The sequence below is a fragment of the Streptomyces sp. NPDC087844 genome, assembly GCF_044742785.1.
Taxonomy (GTDB): domain Bacteria; phylum Actinomycetota; class Actinomycetes; order Streptomycetales; family Streptomycetaceae; genus Streptomyces.
Map to the genome: position 1 here is coordinate 251,211 of NZ_JBIUVD010000010.1, position 18,753 is coordinate 269,963.

At 72.6% G+C, this 18,753-nt stretch carries 17 protein-coding genes; 12 read left to right on the forward strand and 5 right to left on the reverse strand.

From position 1 onward, the window contains the following. Positions 1-22: 22 nt before the first annotated feature. Complete coding sequence (nhaA, locus tag ACIOKD_RS21585) at positions 23-1,921, forward strand: Na+/H+ antiporter NhaA (protein ID WP_402086433.1); 1,899 nt, start codon at positions 23-25, stop codon at positions 1,919-1,921. 10 nt (positions 1,922-1,931) lie between these two features. On the opposite strand, the gene ACIOKD_RS21590 is transcribed toward nhaA, so the two are convergent. Both ACIOKD_RS21590 and ACIOKD_RS21595 read right to left on the reverse strand, forming a co-directional pair. After that, a complete protein-coding gene (locus tag ACIOKD_RS21590; RefSeq protein ID WP_402086269.1) occupies positions 1,932-2,495 on the reverse strand; it encodes a TetR/AcrR family transcriptional regulator in 564 nt (187 codons plus the stop codon). Then, positions 2,488-3,324, reverse strand: coding sequence for an alpha/beta fold hydrolase (locus tag ACIOKD_RS21595; RefSeq protein WP_402086271.1), 837 nt, complete (start codon positions 3,322-3,324; stop codon positions 2,488-2,490). Before ACIOKD_RS21595 ends, ACIOKD_RS21590 begins: the two co-directional genes overlap by 8 nt. A gap of 245 nt (positions 3,325-3,569) precedes the next feature. Here ACIOKD_RS21595 and ACIOKD_RS21600 point away from each other — a divergent pair, with 245 nt between their 5' ends. After that, positions 3,570-4,310, forward strand: coding sequence for a hypothetical protein (locus ACIOKD_RS21600; RefSeq protein WP_402086273.1), 741 nt, complete (start codon positions 3,570-3,572; stop codon positions 4,308-4,310). Here ACIOKD_RS21600 and ACIOKD_RS21605 read toward each other — a convergent pair. Continuing rightward, positions 4,288-4,905, reverse strand: coding sequence for a hypothetical protein (locus tag ACIOKD_RS21605; protein ID WP_402086275.1), 618 nt, complete (start codon positions 4,903-4,905; stop codon positions 4,288-4,290). The two genes, ACIOKD_RS21600 and ACIOKD_RS21605, sit on opposite strands and share 23 nt — an antisense overlap. 274 nt (positions 4,906-5,179) lie before the next feature. On the opposite strand from ACIOKD_RS21605, the gene ACIOKD_RS21610 reads away from it, so the two are divergent. From ACIOKD_RS21610 to ACIOKD_RS21635, 6 genes are all read left to right on the forward strand, one after another. Then, positions 5,180-6,121: a pseudouridine-5'-phosphate glycosidase gene (locus ACIOKD_RS21610; protein WP_402086278.1), complete on the forward strand. Its 942-nt coding sequence runs from the start codon at positions 5,180-5,182 to the stop codon at positions 6,119-6,121. Beyond that, the gene (locus ACIOKD_RS21615) at positions 6,118-6,870 is read left to right on the forward strand and encodes an HAD family hydrolase (RefSeq protein ID WP_402086281.1); all 753 of its coding nucleotides are present in this window, start codon (positions 6,118-6,120) and stop codon (positions 6,868-6,870) included. The genes ACIOKD_RS21610 and ACIOKD_RS21615 overlap by 4 nt, the downstream gene beginning before the upstream one ends. Further along, positions 6,867-8,339, forward strand: coding sequence for an MFS transporter (locus ACIOKD_RS21620; RefSeq protein WP_402086284.1), 1,473 nt, complete (start codon positions 6,867-6,869; stop codon positions 8,337-8,339). The genes ACIOKD_RS21615 and ACIOKD_RS21620 overlap by 4 nt, the downstream gene beginning before the upstream one ends. An 11-nt stretch (positions 8,340-8,350) precedes the next feature. Continuing rightward, on the forward strand, positions 8,351-8,836 hold the full coding sequence (locus ACIOKD_RS21625; protein ID WP_402086287.1) for a cupin domain-containing protein: 486 nt from the start codon (positions 8,351-8,353) through the stop codon (positions 8,834-8,836). A 10-nt stretch (positions 8,837-8,846) separates the two neighbouring features. Then, positions 8,847-9,098, forward strand: coding sequence for a 4-oxalocrotonate tautomerase family protein (locus ACIOKD_RS21630; protein WP_402086289.1), 252 nt, complete (start codon positions 8,847-8,849; stop codon positions 9,096-9,098). A gap of 555 nt (positions 9,099-9,653) precedes the next feature. After that, positions 9,654-12,686, forward strand: a complete 3,033-nt coding sequence (locus ACIOKD_RS21635) for a BTAD domain-containing putative transcriptional regulator (RefSeq protein WP_402086292.1) — start codon at positions 9,654-9,656, stop codon at positions 12,684-12,686. Positions 12,687-12,801: 115 nt separating this feature from the next. Here the strand turns inward: ACIOKD_RS21635 and ACIOKD_RS21640 are convergent, their stop codons facing one another. Both ACIOKD_RS21640 and ACIOKD_RS21645 read right to left on the reverse strand, forming a co-directional pair. Continuing rightward, complete coding sequence (locus ACIOKD_RS21640) at positions 12,802-13,299, reverse strand: hypothetical protein (RefSeq protein WP_402086294.1); 498 nt, start codon at positions 13,297-13,299, stop codon at positions 12,802-12,804. Between the two features lie 244 nt (positions 13,300-13,543). Beyond that, positions 13,544-14,791, reverse strand: coding sequence for a hypothetical protein (locus ACIOKD_RS21645; protein ID WP_402086297.1), 1,248 nt, complete (start codon positions 14,789-14,791; stop codon positions 13,544-13,546). A 614-nt stretch (positions 14,792-15,405) separates the two neighbouring features. Between ACIOKD_RS21645 and epsC the strand changes: the two genes are divergently transcribed. From epsC to ACIOKD_RS21665, 4 genes are all read left to right on the forward strand, one after another. After that, positions 15,406-15,975 (forward strand): serine O-acetyltransferase EpsC, encoded by a 570-nt coding sequence (gene epsC, locus ACIOKD_RS21650; protein WP_402086435.1) that lies wholly within the window; start codon positions 15,406-15,408, stop codon positions 15,973-15,975. 83 nt (positions 15,976-16,058) lie between these two features. Continuing rightward, positions 16,059-17,036 carry a PLP-dependent cysteine synthase family protein gene (locus tag ACIOKD_RS21655; RefSeq protein WP_402086299.1) on the forward strand — a complete coding sequence of 326 codons (978 nt, stop codon included), beginning with the start codon at positions 16,059-16,061 and terminating at the stop codon, positions 17,034-17,036. Further along, entirely contained in the window at positions 17,033-17,500 is a 468-nt protein-coding gene (locus ACIOKD_RS21660) for a cupin domain-containing protein (RefSeq protein ID WP_402086302.1), read from the forward strand. Before ACIOKD_RS21655 ends, ACIOKD_RS21660 begins: the two co-directional genes overlap by 4 nt. Before the next feature lie 121 nt (positions 17,501-17,621). Further along, positions 17,622-18,665, forward strand: a complete 1,044-nt coding sequence (locus ACIOKD_RS21665; protein ID WP_402086305.1) for a DMT family transporter — start codon at positions 17,622-17,624, stop codon at positions 18,663-18,665. Positions 18,666-18,753 lie beyond the last annotated feature (88 nt).

An 18,753-nucleotide genomic window follows, 5' to 3' on the forward strand; every position in this document is an offset into this window, starting at 1 on the left:
GGGTCAGAATCAGGGAGTGACCGTGCCGTCCGAGACCTCACCGCCCCCGCTGCAGACCCTGTGCGGCGCCGCCCCCCGCAGCCCCCTGCGCGCCTTCCTGCGGACGGAGACCGGCAGCGCCGCCGTCCTGCTGGTCGGCGCGCTCGCCGCCCTCGTCTGGGCCAACATCGGCGCCGGCTCGTACGAGTCCCTGTGGGAGACCGAGTTGTCGGTCCGCGTCGGATCGGGCGGAGTCTCCCTCGAACTGCGCGAATGGCTGAACAGCGGGCTGATGACGCTGTTCTTCTTCGTCGTCGGCCTGGAGGCGCGCCGCGAGTTCGACATGGGCGAACTGCGGGAACGGCGGCGGATCACCCTGCCGCTGCTCGCCGGGCTCAGCGGCATGCTCGTACCCGTCGCGATCTATCTGGCGCTCAACGCGGGCGAGGATTCCGTGCACGGCTGGGGCGCCGCCATGTCCACGGACACCGCCTTCGCGCTGGGCATGCTCGCCGTCTTCGGGTCCCGGCTGCCCGGCAGCCTGCGGGTCTTCATCCTCACCGTCGCCGTCGTCGACGACTTCCTGGCCCTGGCCGTCATCGCGTTCGCCTACAGCGGAGCCATCGCGCTGCCCGCACTGCTGACCGCGCTCGGCCTCTTCGCCGTCGTCCTGCTGGTGCGCCGCACCCTCGGCATGCGCGTCCCCTCCCTGTACGGGGTGCTGGGCGTGACGATCTGGGTGGCGCTCCTGAAGTCGGGGGTGGACCCGGTGGTGACCGGCCTCGCGATGGGGTTGCTGACGTACGCCCGTCCGGCGGAGCGCGGCGACCTGGAACAGGCCAGCAGACAGTTCCGGCGCTTCCGCGAGCAGCCGACCCCCGAACTCGAACGCACCGTACGCCGCCAGATCGCCTCGACGCTCTCCCCCAACGACCGGCTCCAGCGCATGCTCCATCCCTGGACGAGCTATGTGATCGTGCCGCTGTTCGCCCTCGCCAACGCCGGCATCGTCCTCAGCGCCGACCAGCTGACCGGCGCGTTCACCTCACCGGTCACCCTGGGCATCCTCCTCGGTTACGTGCTCGGCAAGCCGATCGGCATCATCGGCGCGACCTGGCTCACGACACGTGTCAGCAAAGGGCGCCTGCATCCGCCGGTCGGCTGGGGCGCCATCTCCGCGGGCGGCACCCTGGCCGGGGTGGGCTTCACCGTGTCCCTGCTGATCGCCACGCTCGCCTTCGACGGCGACCGGCTGGAGCAGGCGAAGATCGGCATCCTGGGCGCCGTACTCTGCTCGTTCCTCCTCGCCTGGCTGGTCACCGGGGTGACCGGCGCCCTCTCCGCGCCGTCCCGGGCCCGCGCCCTGCTGGGCACGGGGCAGACCATCGTCGATCTCAGCGACCCCGTCGACATGGACCGCGACCATGTGCGCGGCCCCCGGGACGCACCCGTGACACTCCTGGAGTACGGGGATTTCGAGTGCCCCTACTGCGGACTGGCCGAGCCCGTGGTGCGCGAACTGCTCGCCGACTTCGGCGACGTGCGGTACGTATGGCGGCATCTGCCGCTCCCGGACGTGCATCCGGGTGCGCAGCTCGCCGCGGAGGCCGCCGAGGCCGCCGCCCGGCAGGGCGGTTACTGGGACATGCACGAGCAGCTGATGCGGCACCAGGGGGATCTGCTGCCGAAGGACCTGCTCCGCTACGCCGAGGAGATCGGCCTCGACACCGACCGCTTCCGCGCCGACCTCCGGGCCGGCACGGGCGCCGCCAGGGTCGCCGCGGACGTGGAGTCCGCCGACCTCAGCGGGGTGTCGGGCACGCCCACGTTCTTCGTCAACGGCCGCCGTCACCACGGCGCCTACGACATCGCCGCGCTGTCCGCGGCGGTGAGCGCCGCGCGGCAACGGGCCTCGCTCGCTGGGACGGGGCGGAAGAACTGACGTCGCGGCTTCAGAGCGCGCGCAGGCCCCGGTCGGCGAAGGCGATCAGCCACTCGAAGCTCTCGTCGATGTCGGCGCTCCACTGGAAGCCGCCCCCCGCCTGCAGCGTGGCGAAACCGTGGCAGAGGCTGCGGAGCATGCGCAGGGCGTGGTCCACGTCGGACTCCGCGATCTCGTAGCCGCGCAGGACCGCGGTGAACGCGCCGAGCAGCCGCAGGCTCGCGACGGCCATCGGATCGTCCGGGCCGGTCGGTACCACGCCGATCGTCGCCGCGTACCGGCCGGGATGCTCCACGACGAAGGCGCGGAAGGCGCGCGCCGCGGCTGCCAGGGCGTCGCGGCCCGCGTACCCCTGGACCGCGGCCCCGACGCTGTCGGCGGCCTCGCTCACCGCCAGGACCGCGATACGCCGGTTGAGGTCGTCCAGGCCGCCCACGTGCTTGTACAGGGACGGCGTACGCACACCGAGCCGCTCGGCCAGCAGACCCATCGTCAGCCGGGCGAAGCCCACCTCGTCGGCGAGGGCGGCCCCGGCCGCGACGACGGCCGCCGGGTCCAGGCCGGCCCTAGGCACGGGTGGCGGCCGAGCGGAGGAAGTCGAGCATGAGCGAAAGCACCTCGTCGGGGAACTGGTCGTGCGGGTAGTGTCCGGCACCCTCGATCATCTCAAGGCGGCCGAGGCCGGCCGTCAGGTCATCGATGATCGCCGAACCCTCGGCGCGCGGGTCGGCCCAGTCGGGGTCGAGGGTGCCCATCACGACCAGGACCGGGCAGCGGACGCTGCCGAGCTGCGCGCCGGCGTCGGTCGGAGCGCTGCGGCCCATCCCCTGCATGGCCTTCATCCGGCCCGGCTCGCGCATCAGGGAGTCGATGCGGCCGAGCCGCTCCGCCCAGTGGGCCGGCTTGGTGCCGGGGTAGGCCACGTCGAGGTACGAGCGCCACTGCCGCACGCTGCCGAACACGGCGGCGCCGAGCAGCCGCAGCATGCCCTGCCGGTAGCGCTTGAGGCGCAGGTCGCCGAGGCGGACCGACTGCTTGCGGGTGAACGGCGCCAGCTCCACGACCGCGGTGATCAGCGAGGGTTCCCGCGCCGCGGCGACGGTGGCGGCACCGCCGGAGATCGAGTGGCCGACGAGCACGGCCGGGCCGCCCAGGTGGCGGATCAGGGCGAGCAGGTCGCCGGCGATCGCGGTGCGGCTCCAGGCGGGCCAGTCGGTGCTGGATTCGCCGCAGCCGCGCAGGTCGACGGCGGCGACGCGGTGGCCCGCCGCCACCAACCGCGGGATCAGCGCGCGGTAGGCGGCGCGACTGTCGCCGATGCCGTGCGCGAGCACGATCAGCGGGCCGGACCCCGCCACCTCGTAAGCGATCGTGCCGCCGTCGACAGCGAGGTACTCGGTCATGACATCTCCCAGTTCGGATGGCTGATCTCTCGACCGGCCCGTTGGCTAACCTTGTTAGCTAAAAGCTAATACCGTTAGCCAAATCTGTCAATGGAGTGTCAGTGGCGTGTCATTGGCGAAGCGAACCCGCAGACTGATCCCGCAGAAACTTTGCCTCTTCGGACCAATCCGCCCACCGCGGTGGCAACGGATCACTTGCGCAGACCGAAGGCACACGAACCACAGCACGGTGAAAGGGCAGTTGCATGACAGGCAAGGCGGGCGAGGAAGGGCACATACGCCCGGAGCGCGGTACGGACGTCATGGACCGCGGCACGGTAAGCGAGTCCGACCCGGCGGGGTCCGACTCGGCGGGGTCCGACTCGGCGGGGTCCGACTCGGCGGGCGGTGCACCGATATTCGTCGATCCCAGCGGTCGGCGGGCCGGACGGATGCGCCGGATGGGCTGGCTCGTGGCAGCCGGGTGCGTGTGCTGCGCGGCCACCCTCGGCGTCGCGATCGCCGACGGCAACTCCACCGCGCCCTGGCTCCAGATACCCGGCGTGCTCGGCGGCAGCAACCAGAACCGGAGCGTGGACGAGGCGCGGCAGCCGGAGCGGCAGGAATCCGGTGCACCGACCGCCGACGGCCCCTCGTCCACCGCCGCGGGGTCGGCGATCCGGCCGCCGTCCGAGACCACGGCCGCGGAGGCGGAGGCCGGTTCGCCCTCGGACGAGAAGGGCTGGGACACCTCGGCCGACAAGCCGTCCGCGGCGAGCCCGTCCTCGAAGGCGAGCAACGCCGGGGTGGTGCCCGCGGACGAGGGCGAGGCGGTCGCCGTTCAGCCCGGCACGTCCCCCGACACGGCCCAGGAGCCGACACCGACTCCGACTCCGGCCGACTCCACTCCACCGGACACCTCGGCCGAACCCTCGCCGACCGGTACACCCTCCGGCGGTCTCCTCGACGGGATCGCGGACATCGTCACCGGCCTGTTCGGCACATGAGGGCACGGCAGGGCACGTGAGGGCACGAAAGGGCACATGACGACAACCGGCGGCGAGTGACGGCACGGCCTGGAGCGTTCCGCGACCCGAGACCTGGGCTCGTACCGTCCGCGGTGGGTCCCAACCGCCACAGCAGGGAGCCCGGTTCGGCGGGGAGGGCCTCGGCGCCGATACCGGTCAGCACGTGTCCGCTCGCGGGCAGCGCCAGGGCGGCGGAGGGGTGCGGCACGGGGCCGCCCTCGCTTTCGGCGAAGTCCGTCCGGACGTCGACGGTGTACCGGACACCGGCGACCACGAAAGAGGACTTCACGCAGACCGCGTACGCGTCGATGGTGCAAGAGCCGGAGACCCGGTGGTCCTTGGAACGCGCGGTCCAGGCGCCTTGGGAGCGCGGGTAGGAGGCGGTGGCGCGGTTGCCCTCGGTGTGACCGCCCCTCGGATCGCGCCAGTTGGCGCGGAAACCCCCGCCGATCAGTGTGTGCCCCTGCGGGACCCGGACGGAGGCGAAGGGGTGCGCCGCGTGGCCGCTCCGGGTCCGGACGACGGTCAGCAGTTCCCCGGCCAGCCGCTCACGGCTGACTCCGTCGATCCTCATTCCGATCGCGAAGGCGGTCAGCCGGTGCGGCTGCGGGATGTTGTGCTCCTTGGACGACGCCAGCCAGGCCGATCCGTCGTCCGCGGGGTACGAGCCGGTGAGCAGCGCGCCCTGCGGTGAGTCGAGCCGGGCGACCGCGGGGCGGGAACGGAACGGGAACCGGGTTCGGGACAGTCCGGGTGACTCGGAGGACGGGAAGCTCCCGCGCCACCCGGGTCGCGCACACCGCCTCCGCCCCCGACCGTCGTTCGACGAACCGTTCAGGAGACCCCCAGTGCACCCATTGCTGCGTACGAGTGAGGAAGTAGGTGACGCGCTGGCCGAGAAGCGGCCCGTTGTCGCCCTGGAATCAACGGTGATCGCGCACGGACTGCCCTATCCGGGCAACGTGGAGACCGCGCTCGCCGTCGAGAAGGCGGTCCGGGAGTCGGGTGCCGTGCCGGCGACCGTCGGCCTTGACGGCGGCCGGTTCACCGTGGGCATGTCCCCCGACGACATGGAGCGCTTCGCGGTCGGTACCGATGTGCCCAAGGTGTCCAGCAGGGACGTCGGTGTCGTACTGGCCGGTGGCGGCCCGGGTGCCACCACGGTGGCCTCGTCGCTCGTCGCCGCGGATCTCGCGGGCATCCCGTTCTTCTCCACGGCGGGCATCGGCGGCGTCCACCGCGGTGCGGGCGAGAGCTTCGACGTCTCCGCCGACCTCGTGCAGTTCACGCGGAGCAAGGTGGCCGTCGTCTGTGCCGGCGCCAAGAGCATCCTGGACCTGGGGCTGACCCTGGAGTACCTGGAGACAGTGGGCGTTCCGGTGATCGGCTACCGTTTCGACCACTTCCCCGCCTTCTACTGCCGTTCCAGCGGCCTGCGCGTTCCCCAGCGGATCGACGACCCGGGCGACATCGCCCGCGCGGTACGGACGCACTGGGCGGCCGGGCTGCCCGGCGGTGCCCTGATCACCGCACCCATCGACGAGAAACACGCCCTGGACGGCGACCTCATGGAGGGTGTCATCCAGGAAGCGCTGCGCGCCGCCGAGGACGACGGGGTACGCGGTCCCGCCGCGACCCCGTACCTGATGAAGGCCGTCTCGCGGGCCACGGAGGGCCGTTCCGCCACCGCCAACCGCGAGGTCCTCATCAGCACCGCCCGGCTCGCCGGGCACCTCGCGGTCGCCTACGCCGCCACCGCCGAGCCGGACGGGCAGGGGGCCGCAGCATGACCACCGCGTTCGTCTTCGACATCGACGGCACCCTCGCCGACACCCCGTCCGCCATCGCCGAGTTGATCGGTGACGTGGTGCGCGGTCTCGGCGCCGATCCCTCTCACGCGGACGTGCTGGCCACGGTCGGAAAGCCGCTGGAGGCCTCTCTCGCGGGCCTGTTGCGCACCTGCGTACACGACACGGTGACCGCCGAGGCCGCCGCCCGCTACCGCCGCCGCTTCACCACGGACGTCCTCAGCCGGGGGCCGGAGCTCCTGCTGCCGGGCGTGGCCGAAGGGCTGGACCGGCTGCGGTCGGCGGGGCATCCGCTCGGCATCGCCACCTCCAAGGTCTACGCCAGTGCCCACGCGCTGCTGGACGCCACCGGCATCCTCAACCGGTTCGACACCGTCATCTGCCACAACATGGTCGAACGCGGCAAGCCCCACCCCGACATGGCGCTGCGGGCCCTGGCCGACCTCCGGGCACCGGCCTCGCGGTCCTGGTACGTGGGCGACACCGTCACCGACATGACGATGGCCCGTGCCGCCGCCCTGCGGACCGTGGCCGTCTCCTACGGCGTCGACACCGCCGAGGCACTCCGGGCCGCCGGTGCCGACCACATCGTGGCCGACTTCCCCGCGGTGATCGACGTTCTCCTGCACGGAACACCGCTCAGCGCCCGAGCCACGACCCGGGCCACGACCCGCGTCACCACCCGAGCCCTCACCGGGACCAGCCCGGAACCGACCGGAGCCCTGTCATGACCACCGCCCAGACCCCCCGCCCCTCCCCCGAGACCTCCGCCCTCTCCTCCGCTCCCTCTCCCGCGTCCACCCGGTTCAGCGGTCGTATGGTGGCCGCGCTGCTGGCCCTGTCCATCGCCCAGTTCCTGGTGGCACTCGACTACTCGATCATCTACGTGGCGCTGCCCAGCATCGGATCGGGCCTGGGCCTCGCTCCGGAACGGCTCCAGTGGGTCGTGTCGGCCTACGCCGTCTTCTTCGCCAGTTTCCTCGTGGTCGGGGGCCGGGCCGCCGACCTGACCGGGCCGCGCCGGCTCTTCCTCGGCGCGCTGGCCCTGTTCGGTCTCGGCTCGCTCGCGGCCGGACTGGCCGGGGACCAGTGGCTGCTGGTCGCCTCCCGGGCTGCCCAGGGCATCGGCGCCGCCGCCCTGACCCCGGCCATGCTGGCCCTGATCGGTACCGCGTTCCCGGCAGGTCCCGTCCGTTCCCGGGCGCTCGCCGTCTGGGGCGCGATCGGCGCGGTGGGACTCGCGGCCGGTGTGCTGATCGGGGGTGTGCTGACCGCGGCGCTCTCCTGGCGGTGGGTGTTCTTCGTGAACGTGCCGCTCATCGCGGTCACCGTCGTCCTCGCGCTGCGGGTACTGCCGGCCGGCGCGCGCACCAGGGCCTCGGTCAGGCACCTCAACCTTCCCGGCGCCGCCCTCTTCACCGGCGCCGTGCTCTTCCTGGTGGCGGCGCTCACCCAGGCCGCGGTCGACGGCTGGGCCTCCGCGTCCTGCCTCGGCTGCCTCGCCGCGGCCGTCGCACTGGGCACGGCCTGGTCGGCGTACGACCGGCGCCCGGCCGCCACGCCGCTCATCCCGCCGGCCCTGCTGCGGGTGCGCTCGCTGGCCGGTGCGAGCACGATGTCGGCGCTCTACATGGCGAGCGTCGGCGCCGAGTTCTTCCTGATCACGCTATTCCTCCAGGACGTGTGGGGCTACGGTCCGCTCGGTGCCGGTATCGCCTTCCTGCCGCTGGCGTCAAGCGTGGTGGCGGGCAACCTCGTCACCGGGCGGCTAGCCGGGTCCTGGGGCATCCGCCGCACCCTCGCCACCGGCTTCGCGGTCGGCGCGGCGGGCCTCGCCCTGCTCGGCCTGGGGACGGGCGGCTCCGACTACTGGACCGCCGTACTGCCGGGCCTGCTGGTCAGCGGGCTGGGCCAGGGCATGGCCTTCGCGGGGATGTACATCGCGGGCACCAAGGACGTGCCGGACAGCGAGCAGGGCACCGCGTCCGCCGTACTGACGGCGACGCAGTACACGGGCGGCTCCATGGGACTGGCCGTACTGGTCCTCGTACTCGGCGACGCGCCCGCCGGCGGGGCGTTCGGCCGGGCGTACGCGCTGACCGCCCTCCTCGCCCTGGTGGCCGCCGCGGTGGCACTGCGGACGCTGTCACCCCGTACGGCGGTTGCCCGGGCGGACGCCGGGGACGGGGACGAGCGGTGACGCTCCCCCGAGTGATCGGGCCCGGAGGCGGTCCGACCACCGTCGTCGGCGGCACCCCCGTCTCCTTCCTCGTCACCGGGGACGACACGGCCGGCCGCTTCGGCCTCACCGAACACCGGCTCCCGCCCCGCGCTCCCGGAGCCCCCCTGCACTTCCACAACGAACTGACCGAGATGTTCTACGTGGCGAGCGGCGACGTCCTGCTCACCCTGGGCGAGGAGCGGCGCGTCGCCGGTCCCGGCACGTTCATGATGGTGCCGCCCGGCACCAGCCACGCGTTCGGCAACCCCGGCGCCGACCCCGCCACCCTGCTGGTGATGTTCACCCCGGACGGCGGCCGGGAGCGGTACTTCCGCGAACTGGGCGAACTGCTGAACTCGTCGCCCGGACCGACCCCCGAGATGATGGCGGAACTGGCGCGCAGATTCGACCAGTTCCCGGCGGACGAGGGCCTCATCACCCCTGGGAAGTCTCCCGACAATCCCTTCGACGAATAAGGAGAGAACCGTGCCTGTGGTGACCGTGGACTGGTGGAAGGGCAACGACCGACAGAAACGAGCCGATCTCGTGGACGAGTTGACCACGACCGTGGCCCGGATCGCGGGATGCCCGAGAGACGTCGTGACCGTGCTCGTGCGGGATGTCGAGCAGGATCACTGGGGCCGTGGAGGCCTCCTGGCCGACACGCCGATCGAGGTGACTGCGGACCGCGCGCCGGTGCCCCCGGACGCCGAACCCGCGCTGTCGAGGCGCCCTTGACAACAACGGACGCACACGGCCGGTGGCCGACGGTTCCCACTGTCCGCCAGCCACCGGCCGCGTGCGCCCGCGCCTCTCATGGGCATACGACGACCGATTGATGCTCGGCCGGTGGCGCGGACGCGGGACCGGGAAGCGTACGGGAACTACGCTCCGCGACACGGGCGGCGCAGAAACGATGCCTCCCGCCGCTCCGTTCCCGCGCCCCGGGCGGGGCCCTTCCCGGCAGATGCATCCGGCCGGCAACACCCGTCTGCGATAGGACCGTTGCGCCCGGCCCGTTCACCAGTCGGCGACCTGCGCAAAGCCTAAACCCCTACGAAAACTTGTCCGATATCCACCAGCGCGCCCCCCGTCGCCGACACGAGACACAGGAAGCCGCACCGGTCGGTACACATTGTGGGCCAGGATGTACACGACGACGATGGCCGCCCAGCGCGGTTCCCTGCGGAAGATCGAGGAACGGGAAGCGCTCCGCGGTCCCTCCGCGAGCTCCTCCCCGCAGGCGAGCAGTGGGGCGGCGGCCGCCCCCGGACCGAGGAGAGGGCACGCGCCATGCGCCAAACACCGCCCGTACGCTTTCGCATCCTCGGATCCCTGGAATGTTGGGACGGTGACGAGCGCGTCCACGTCGGCGGGCCCGTCAGCGAACGCGTCCTGGTGACGCTGCTCCTGGAACCCCAGCGCGTCCTGCCGGTGCACCGGCTCGTCGAAGCCGTCTGGGACGAGGACGCCCCCGCCACCGCGGCACACCAGGTGCGCAAGGCCGTCGCCGAACTGCGTCAGCGCATCCCCGACGGACGTACCCTCATCGCGACGGACGGACCCGGCTACCGCGCCGCCGTCACAACCGAGCAACTGGACCTGCTGCAGTTCACCGACGCCCTGCGGCGGGCCCGCGACCACGCCGCCGCCGGTCTGGCCGTGGAGGCGACGGCGCTGCTGCGCGAAGCCGTCGCCCTGTGGCGCGGCCCGGTGCTGTCCGGCAACGGCGGAGCGGTCGTCGACGCGGCCTCCGCCTCGCTGGAGGAACGGCGCATGACCGCGGTGGAGCAGCTCTTCGACCTCAGACTTGAGGCCGGGGAGGGCGCCGAACTGGTCGCCGGGATCCGCGAGGCCATCGGCGGCAACCCGCTGCGCGAGACCCTCCGCGGCCAGCTCATGCTGGCCCTGTACCGCTCGGGCCGCCAGGCCGAGGCACTGGAGGAGTACGGGAACATCCGCGCCCTGCTCGACGAGGAACTCGGCATCCAGCCGGGCGACGCCCTGCGCGAGCTGCACCAGGCCATCCTGCGCAACGAGTCCTCGCTGACCGTCGCCGCCGCACCCTCGCCGACAGCGGCCCCGGCGGTGACCGGCGGCCGCTCCACCCTGCCCTACGATCTGCGGGACTTCACCGGCCGCGAGGAGGAACTGCACAAGCTCCTGGGCTTCGTCGAGGGCGCCACCGGCTCCGGCCCCCTGATCATCGCCATCGACGGCATGGGAGGCAGCGGCAAGACCTCCCTCGCCGTGCGCGCCGCACACCGTCTCGCCGAGCGGTACCCCGACGCACAGCTCCATCTCGACCTGCGCGGCTACACCCCGGGCGAGGAGCCCCTCGCCCCGCCCGCCGCGGCCGAGGCCCTGCTGCGCATGCTCGGCATCCCGGGCGAACGCATCCCCGACGACCCGCAGGGCCGTATCAACCTGTGGCGCTCCACCATGACCAAGCACCGGATGATCCTGCTCCTTGACAACGTGGTCGACGAGGCTCAGGTGAAGCCGCTCCTCGCCTCGCCCACCGGCACGGTCGTCCTGATCACCAGTCGCGCCCTGCTCGTGGACCTCGACGCGGCGCACTCGGTGTCCCTGGGCACGATGGCGCCGCCGGACAGCGTCACCCTGATCGTCGGCATCATCGGGGAACGCCGTGCGGAGGCCGAGCCCGCCGCCGTCGCCGACCTGGCCGACCTGGCGGGACATCTGCCGCTCGCCCTGCGCATCGCCGCGGCACGGCTGCGCAAACGACCCCGCTGGACCGTGCGCTACCTCGTGGACCGGCTCCGCGACGACACCCACCGCCTCGCCGAACTCAGCGCCGGCGAGCGCAGCGTGGAGGTCACCCTGCGGCTGTCGTACGAGGGTCTGGGCGCCGACTACCGCAAATCCTTCCGGCTCCTCGGCCAGTACCCGGGCGCCGATCTCGACGTCTACACGGCGGCGGCCCTGCTCGACCTGGGGGTCAGGGACGCCGAGGACGTCCTGGAGTACCTCCTCGACATGCACCTCGTCCAGCAGCACGAGCCGGGCCGCTACGCGTTCCACGACCTCGTGCGCAGCTTCGCCCTCATGCTGTCGCACACGCGGAGTTCCGGTGGCACCGGCGAGTTCTCCGAGGAGGCCGCGGGCGCGGTACGCCGCTTGCTGGAGTTCTCGCTCGCTGCCTCGGACGCCGCCTGCGACCTGCTCTTCCCCGGCCGGGTGCGGATGCCCCGCCCGGCACCCTCGTTCCGGCCGGAACTGGCACCGCTGTCCACACCGGAAGCCGCCCGCGACTGGTGCGAGCGCGAGCAGGACAGTCTGCTCGCGGCGATCGCCCTGGCCTTCCGCCGGGGCCTGGACCGCGAGGTCGCCCTGCTCGCGGCGAACGTCGTCTTCCACCTCGATCTGCGGGGCAGGCTCGACGACTTCCTCGCCCTGTGCCGCACCGCGCTCGCCGCGGCCCGCCGCCTGGACGAGGCCGATCTCCTGCGGCTGAGTCTGTCCAATCTGGCGGTCGCCTGCTGGAAGCGCGGCAGGTTCGAGGACGGCATAGCGGCGGCGGTCGAGGCCCACGAACTGGCGGTGGAACTGGGTGACCGGCGCGGCCAGGCCAAGGACACCGGTGTACTGGGCCTGCTGCTCGCCACCACCGGCCGCTTCGACGAGGCACTGCCCCGGCTGGAGCGGTCGATCGCCCTCAAGCGCGAACTCGGCGCCCAGCGCGCCGAGTCGGAGTCCCTGTCGAACGTCAGCGGCGTCTACATGGAACGCGGCTGCTTCGAGGAGGCGGTGAGCGCGGCGACCCGGTCCATCGAACTCGCCCGCGAACTCGGCGCGTCGGAGAAGGAACTCGTGGGGCTGAGCGATCTGGCGCAGGTCCAGCTGGCCATGGGTGAGGCGGCGACGGCCGCCCGCACGCTGGCGGCGGCCCGCGAGCGTGCCCCCGGTGCGCTGGCCCCGGCCGACCGGGCGCTGCAGCTCGTCCTCTCCGCGGAGGCCGAGGGCCGGCTCGGGCGGCGGCAACAGGTGCTGACCTGGGTGGAGGAGGCCCTCGCCACCAAGGGGCTGGAGGACGCGCCCGTACGGGAGGTCACCGTGTGGAACACCGCGGGACGGTTCTTCCACCGGGACGGCGACGTCGAACGGGCGCTGGGCCTGCACCGGCAGGCCCATGTGTCCGCGGCCCGGCTGGGCCACCGGGTGGAGGAGGCCTACGCCCTGGACGGCATCGCCCGGGCCCTGGCGGCACTGGGTGACGCCGAGGGGGCGGCCGAGCGGGGGGCCGCCGCCGAGGAGGCGTTCCGGGCCATGGGTATCCCCGGCCGTCACCGCCGAGCGGACTGACGTACCGGCCGGATGCCGGATGAACGGCCGCATGCCGATGCCCGCCGTTCGTCACGGCGGGCATCGGCAGATGGGGCGGGGTGGACGCGACGTCCGGGGTCGGACCTCAAGCGGCTCAGGCGGCGTGGAGGTTGGGCCCCTCGTCACCGTCCACACCAGCCGTCACGACGTTGGGCCCCTCGTCGCCCTCCACACCAGCCGTCACGACATTCGGACCCTCGTCGCCCTCCACACCGGCCGTCACGACATTCGGACCCTCATCACCCTCCACACCAGCCGTCACGACATTCGGACCCTCATCACCCTCCACACCAGCCGTCACGACATTCGGACCCTCGTCGCCCTCCACACCAGCCGTCACGACATTCGGGCCCTCGTCGCCCTCTATGCCGATCGTGATGACGTTCGGGCCCTCGTCGGAGGCGAGTGTCGGGGCCGGGCCGCGGTCCGAGGCGGTGTCCCGGGCGAGCGAGAGGCCGGAGACGAAGTTGGGGCCCTCGTCCGAGGCGGGGCTCGCGGCGGCCGTCCCGGCGGCGACACCGGCTGCGAGAGCCAGAGTGACCGCCGCGGAGGCGAAGAGACCGGCCGAGGTTCCGAAGCCCTTGAGAATCATGATGTCCGCCTTCTGTCGTCGCGATCTGCGGTGCTGACAGAGAGAAAGGTCGCGTCAGGCGCTCCCGGCCCGTTCCGCTTCCGTTACCGGCCCCACGGGTGCGGCGGGGAAGCACCCGGGAACCTGATCGGTACTGCCCGCGCACGCCGACGACGACGACCGCCCGCACGGCCTGCCTCGGGCCGTGCGGGCGGCGTACGAAGGACGCGTACGACAGGGGTGTGCGACAGCGGTGTGCCGGACCTCAGAGGTGGTCGGGGCGCCGGCTCACCTCCGCGCGCAGCAGCCGTGCCGCCGCGGTGACCGTCTCCGCGGCCTCCTGCGTGGACTCCGCGCTCAGCAGCACGTAACCCTCGGCGCCGCCGCCGTGGCCGGGGATGTCGTCCCCTGACGCGTACGGGAAGTGGACCCGGTGCACGCCGGGCAGCTCGGACACCGGTTCGAGGCCCGACACCGACAACAGCCGCCCCACGGGCAGCCGGTAGGACGCGACGGCGGCGTACCGGTCGGCCGTCGGCACGTTCACGGGTTTCCCGGCCAGCGCCTGTACGAGTTCCGCTTCGGCGCGGAAGCCCGTCGCGAGCTCGATCAGCGAGGCGAGCGGCTCGTCCGGGTAGTCCGCCCGGGAGCGCACCACGCGTGGACCGTCGGCCGTCAGCACGACCACGGTGTAGGCGTAGCCGAACTCGTATCCGGCGAGGTCGAGCAGCTCGGTCACGATCGCGCGGGCCTCCGCCCCGTCCCGTTCCCCCAGGGGTGCCGGGAAGAGATGACTGCTCGGATGCCAGGCGCCGTGCAGTGCCACCACGCCGACGACAAGGTGCATGCCGTCGACCGTGAGGGTCACGACGCCGTACTCCGGTCCCTCCAGATACTGCTCCACGAGATAGGAACGCTCACCCGCCGACTCGCTGCGAAAGGCCGCGGCGTCCGCGGCGGGCGGCAGGGTGCGTACGGTGACCGGCGCGCCGATCTCCTCGACCGCGGCGGGCAGTTCCTGGGCCGTACGGGCCTGTGCGGCGGGCACGTACGAGTGCCTGCTGCCGTTGAGCAGGGCCCTCATGGCCGCGGGCTCGCCCAGCAGCCGGGCCGCGTCGACCGGGTTGGGGGTCACACCCAGGCGGGCCGCGGTCCTGGCGACCGCGGGAAGGGCTGCCGTGCCCGCGAAGGCCAGCAACCGCTGCGTCCCGTAAACGCGGACCGAGGCCTCGATCGCCTGGACCAGCGCGGTCTCGTCCGTGAGGTCGACGAGGTCGACGAGGTCCGCCGGTATCCCGGGGGGAACGTCGTCGTCCGGGGGGTTCGAACAATGCGGGGAATGCGGGGAATGCGGGGAGTTCGGGGGAAGTGAGGCGTCCGCGAGCACCCGTACGGCGAAACCCGCCGCGACGGCCTCGCGGACGAGGCGGGTGGAAGGACAGAGCAGCAGCAGGCGCTGCGGAGCACTGTCCGGGGGGTGAGGCTCTGGGTAGCGGTCGGCCGTCGCGCTCATGGCTGGCTCCTCGTCTCCTCGACGGCGGGCGGGATCCGGCGGCTGTCGCGCTCGCCCATGTCCCGCGTGCCCCGGACAACTGACGGCCGGGCAACTGACGGCCCGTCAACTGATGGTTCGTACATGTGTGGATGCTTCCTTGCTACGTGAGGGCGCCGGACCGACTGTTCCGGTCGTGCCCACGCGTTCCCGCGCGGAGTGGCGCTCGCAGGGAGTGTCCCGCCGCCCGTTCCCGGATCCCTCCCCGTACGTTCCCGGCCGGGCCGCCGACCGGCTCCCGCGCACCGCTGGGCAGGGGGAACGGGGCGGGAAGAGAGCGGGAACGGGATGGGTCACGGTCTTCTCGGGACCTCGACCACCGCTGCGGCCGTCGGGCTCCCCCTCCGCACCGGGAGCGGAACGTGCCCCCGCACACCGTCCCGGCCCCGTCCACGGCCGCCCTTCCCTCACCGACTGGAGCCCTCATGAGCGCCACCGACAAGGAGCCCACTGACAAGGAGCCCGCCGCTGTCCTGCCCTTCCGGCGGACCGACGCGGCCGGCACCCGGGCCGCCGCACCGACGGCCACCCCTCCGTCCCTCCCCGGTACCGGCCCGCTGCGCCTGATCCGGGTCATGCGGGAGGACCTGCGCGTCGTCGTGGAGCGCGACCCCTCCGTCCGCGGCCGTCTCGAAGCCGCGCTGCACCCCGCGCTGACCGCCCTGTGGACGCACCGGGTCGCACATCGGCTGCACACGGGCGGACACCGGATGACGGCACGTCTGCTGGCCCGCTGGGCCCGCCGGCTGACCGCCGTCGAGATCCACCCCGGAGCGGCACTGGGCCGCCGGGTGTTCATCGACCACGGAGCCGCGGTGGTCATCGGCGAGACGTGCGTGGTCGGCGACGACGTGACGATCTACCACCAGGTGACGCTCGGCGCGGTCGGCTGGTGGAGCGACAACAACAGGCCGCAGGGCGATCGCCGGCATCCGGTCGTGGGCCGCAACGTCATCCTCGGCACCAACGCCACCGTGCTCGGCCCGGTGACCGTCGGCGACGACGCGATCATCGGCGCGCAGGCCCTGGTCAACAAGGACGTGCCGGAGGGGACGCGGATGCTGGCCGCCACCGCTTCCGGGCGCACGCCGGGCCGCCCGTCCGAGGACACCATCGCGAGTATCGCCTCGGCCGGTTCCTGGTAGCCGCTCCCCCGCCTCCCGCGCCACCACTCCGCCGCCCTTCGGTCTCCCCGCCCGCAGGCCCAGATCTGACAAGGAATCACACCATGCGCACCCTCGCACCGCACACCTCCCGACCGCCCTTGGTACGGCCGGCCGTCGCCGACGGCATCGACGACCTGGTGGGCGCCACCCCGCTGGTCCGGCTGAGGCTCGAAGGCCTGGCGCCGGGCGCCGAGATACTGGCCAAGCTGGAGGCCGCCAACCCGATGTCCAGCAGCAAGGACCGGGCGGCCCTGTACATGCTCAGGGCCGCCGAGGCGCGCGGCGATCTGGCGCCGGGCGGCACGATCGTCGAGGCCACCTCGGGCAACACCGGTATCTCGCTCGCCGCACTCGCGGCGGCCCGCGGTCACCGCTGCGTCATCGTGCTGCCCGACAACGCGACGACCGAGCGGGTGCGTCTGCTGGCGGCGCTGGGCGCCGAGGTCGTCCAGACCCCCGCCGACCGGGGCTACCCGGGAGCGATCGAGAAGGCCGAGGAGATCCACGCGTCCACCCCGGGCTCCTGGTTCCCCTGCCAGCACGAGAACGCGGACAACGTCGAGGCCCACTACGCCACCACCGGTCCCGAGATCACCGCCGCGCTCACGGCCACCGGCCGCCGCGTCGACACCCTCGTCTGCGCGGTGGGCACCGGCGGAACCCTCACCGGCATCGCCCGTCACCTGCGGGAGCACGACTCGGGGGTACGGATCGTCGCGGTCGAGCCGCAGGGGTCCCCGCTGCTGTCGGGCGGGCAGGCCGGGCGGCACCGCATCCCCGGCCTCAACGGCGGTTTCATCGCCCCGACGACCGACGTCTCCCTGATCGACGAGGTGATCGCCGTCAGCGACGCGGACGCGCTGCACACCGCTCGACGACTCGCCGCCGGGCAGGGCCTGTTCGTCGGGGTGTCCTCCGGTGCGGCCGTGCACGCCGCGCAGTCGGTGGCCGGCCGCCCCGAGTACCGGGACAAGACCGTCGTCACCGTCCTGCCGGACACCGGCGAGCGGTACCTGAGCATGTGGGAGGACCCGTCGTGACGCTGCTGGTCTCGACCCTGAAGAGGTTCGGCGACGCCGTCAAGGTCCGCATCGGGGAGACCACCACCACCCGGTACATCGCGCTCGCCGAGACCACCGACGGCCGCCTCGGCCTCTTCCACCACCACATGCTGCCGGGCGCCGCCGGAGCCGCCCCGCACTACCACACCCGTATCTCGGAGTCGTTCTACGTCATCTCCGGAGAAGTGACCGTCCACGACGGCACGGGCTGGCACAAGGCCCATGCCGGCGACTTCCTCCACGTGCCCGAGCACGCCGTGCACGGCTTCCGCAACGACAGCGACGCACCGGCGGAGATGCTGATCCTCTTCACGCCCGCGGAGAACCGCGAGGCCTACTTCACGGGTCTGGCGGAGCTGTTGGCCGACGGGAACACCCCGTCCCGGGCCGAGATGGTCGCGCTCATGGAGAAGTACGACCAGTTCGAGATCGACGAGCCCTGACCGTCACGCGCCCCGACCATCACGAGCCCTGACCGTCACGCGCGCCGACCGCTACGCGCGCTGCCGGCACCCGTACTTCCGCGTTCCCCCCGTCCGTTCGACAACTCTCAGGAGTCATCACATGCATCCCGTCAACTGGGCCCGCTTCGGCCTGCTCGCCGCCCTGTGGGGGTGCAGCTTCGCCTTCATCAAGGTGTCGCTGGACGCCTTCGCCCCTCTCCAACTCGCCTTCGGGCGGCTCCTCGTGGGCGCCCTCGTCGTCGGCCTGATCCTCGCCGTGACCAAGGGCTCCTTGCCCGACCGCGCCGTCTGGGGACACATCGCCGTCGCCTCGGTGTTCGGCAACGTCGTGCCGTTCACCCTCTTCGCCGTGGGCGAGCAGCACACCACCGCGACCATCGCCGGTGTCATCCAGGGCGCGACGCCGCTGGTCACCCTGGGGCTCGCCGCCCTGGCCATCCGCACGGAGAGGCCCACGGCCCGCAAGGTGACCGGTCTCGTGATCGGCTTCGTCGGGCTGATCGTCGTGGTGGGACCGTGGCGGACCGACGGATTCGGTTCCCTCGGCGGCCAGCTCGCGTGTGTCGGGGCGGCGGTCAGTTACGCGATCAGCTTCGTCTATCTCCGCCGGTTCATCTCCCCGTACAAGATCCCGGCGCTCTCCGTGACCGCGGCGCAGCTCACCTCGGCCATGGTCATCACCGGTCTGATCACCACCTTCAGCATCGGCTGGGACCTGCCGGGCGAGCTGACGGCCGGCCCGCTGCTGTCCCTCCTGGTCCTCGGCGGCGCCTCCACCGGTATCGCCTTCGTCCTGATGAACCGGCTCATCGCGGACGCGGGACCGACCACGGCCTCCGGCGTCAACTACCTGGTCCCGGTGTTCTCCGTGATCGTCGGCGCGGCGGCCCTCGGCGAGTCCGTCACCTGGAACGTGCCGGTGGGCGGCGCGGTGGTCATCGCCGCGCTGGCTCTCGCGGAGGGGCGGCTGCCGCTGCCCGCGCGCCGCGCGGCCGAGCCGCCGACTGCCGCCGCTCCGGCACCCCTCGTTCCCGACCCGAACGACCCGACCGACCGGGCCGACCCGAACGACCCGACCGACCCGACCGACCGGGCCGACCGGGCCGACCGGGCCCAGCCCGTGGTCGCCAGGGAGGCTTGCTGACCCGGCCTGTTCGGGCCCACCCGGGCCGGCTCGGGCCTCCACAGGCACCTCCACGCACAGCAGCAAGCACGCCGCACGGCGCGCCCCC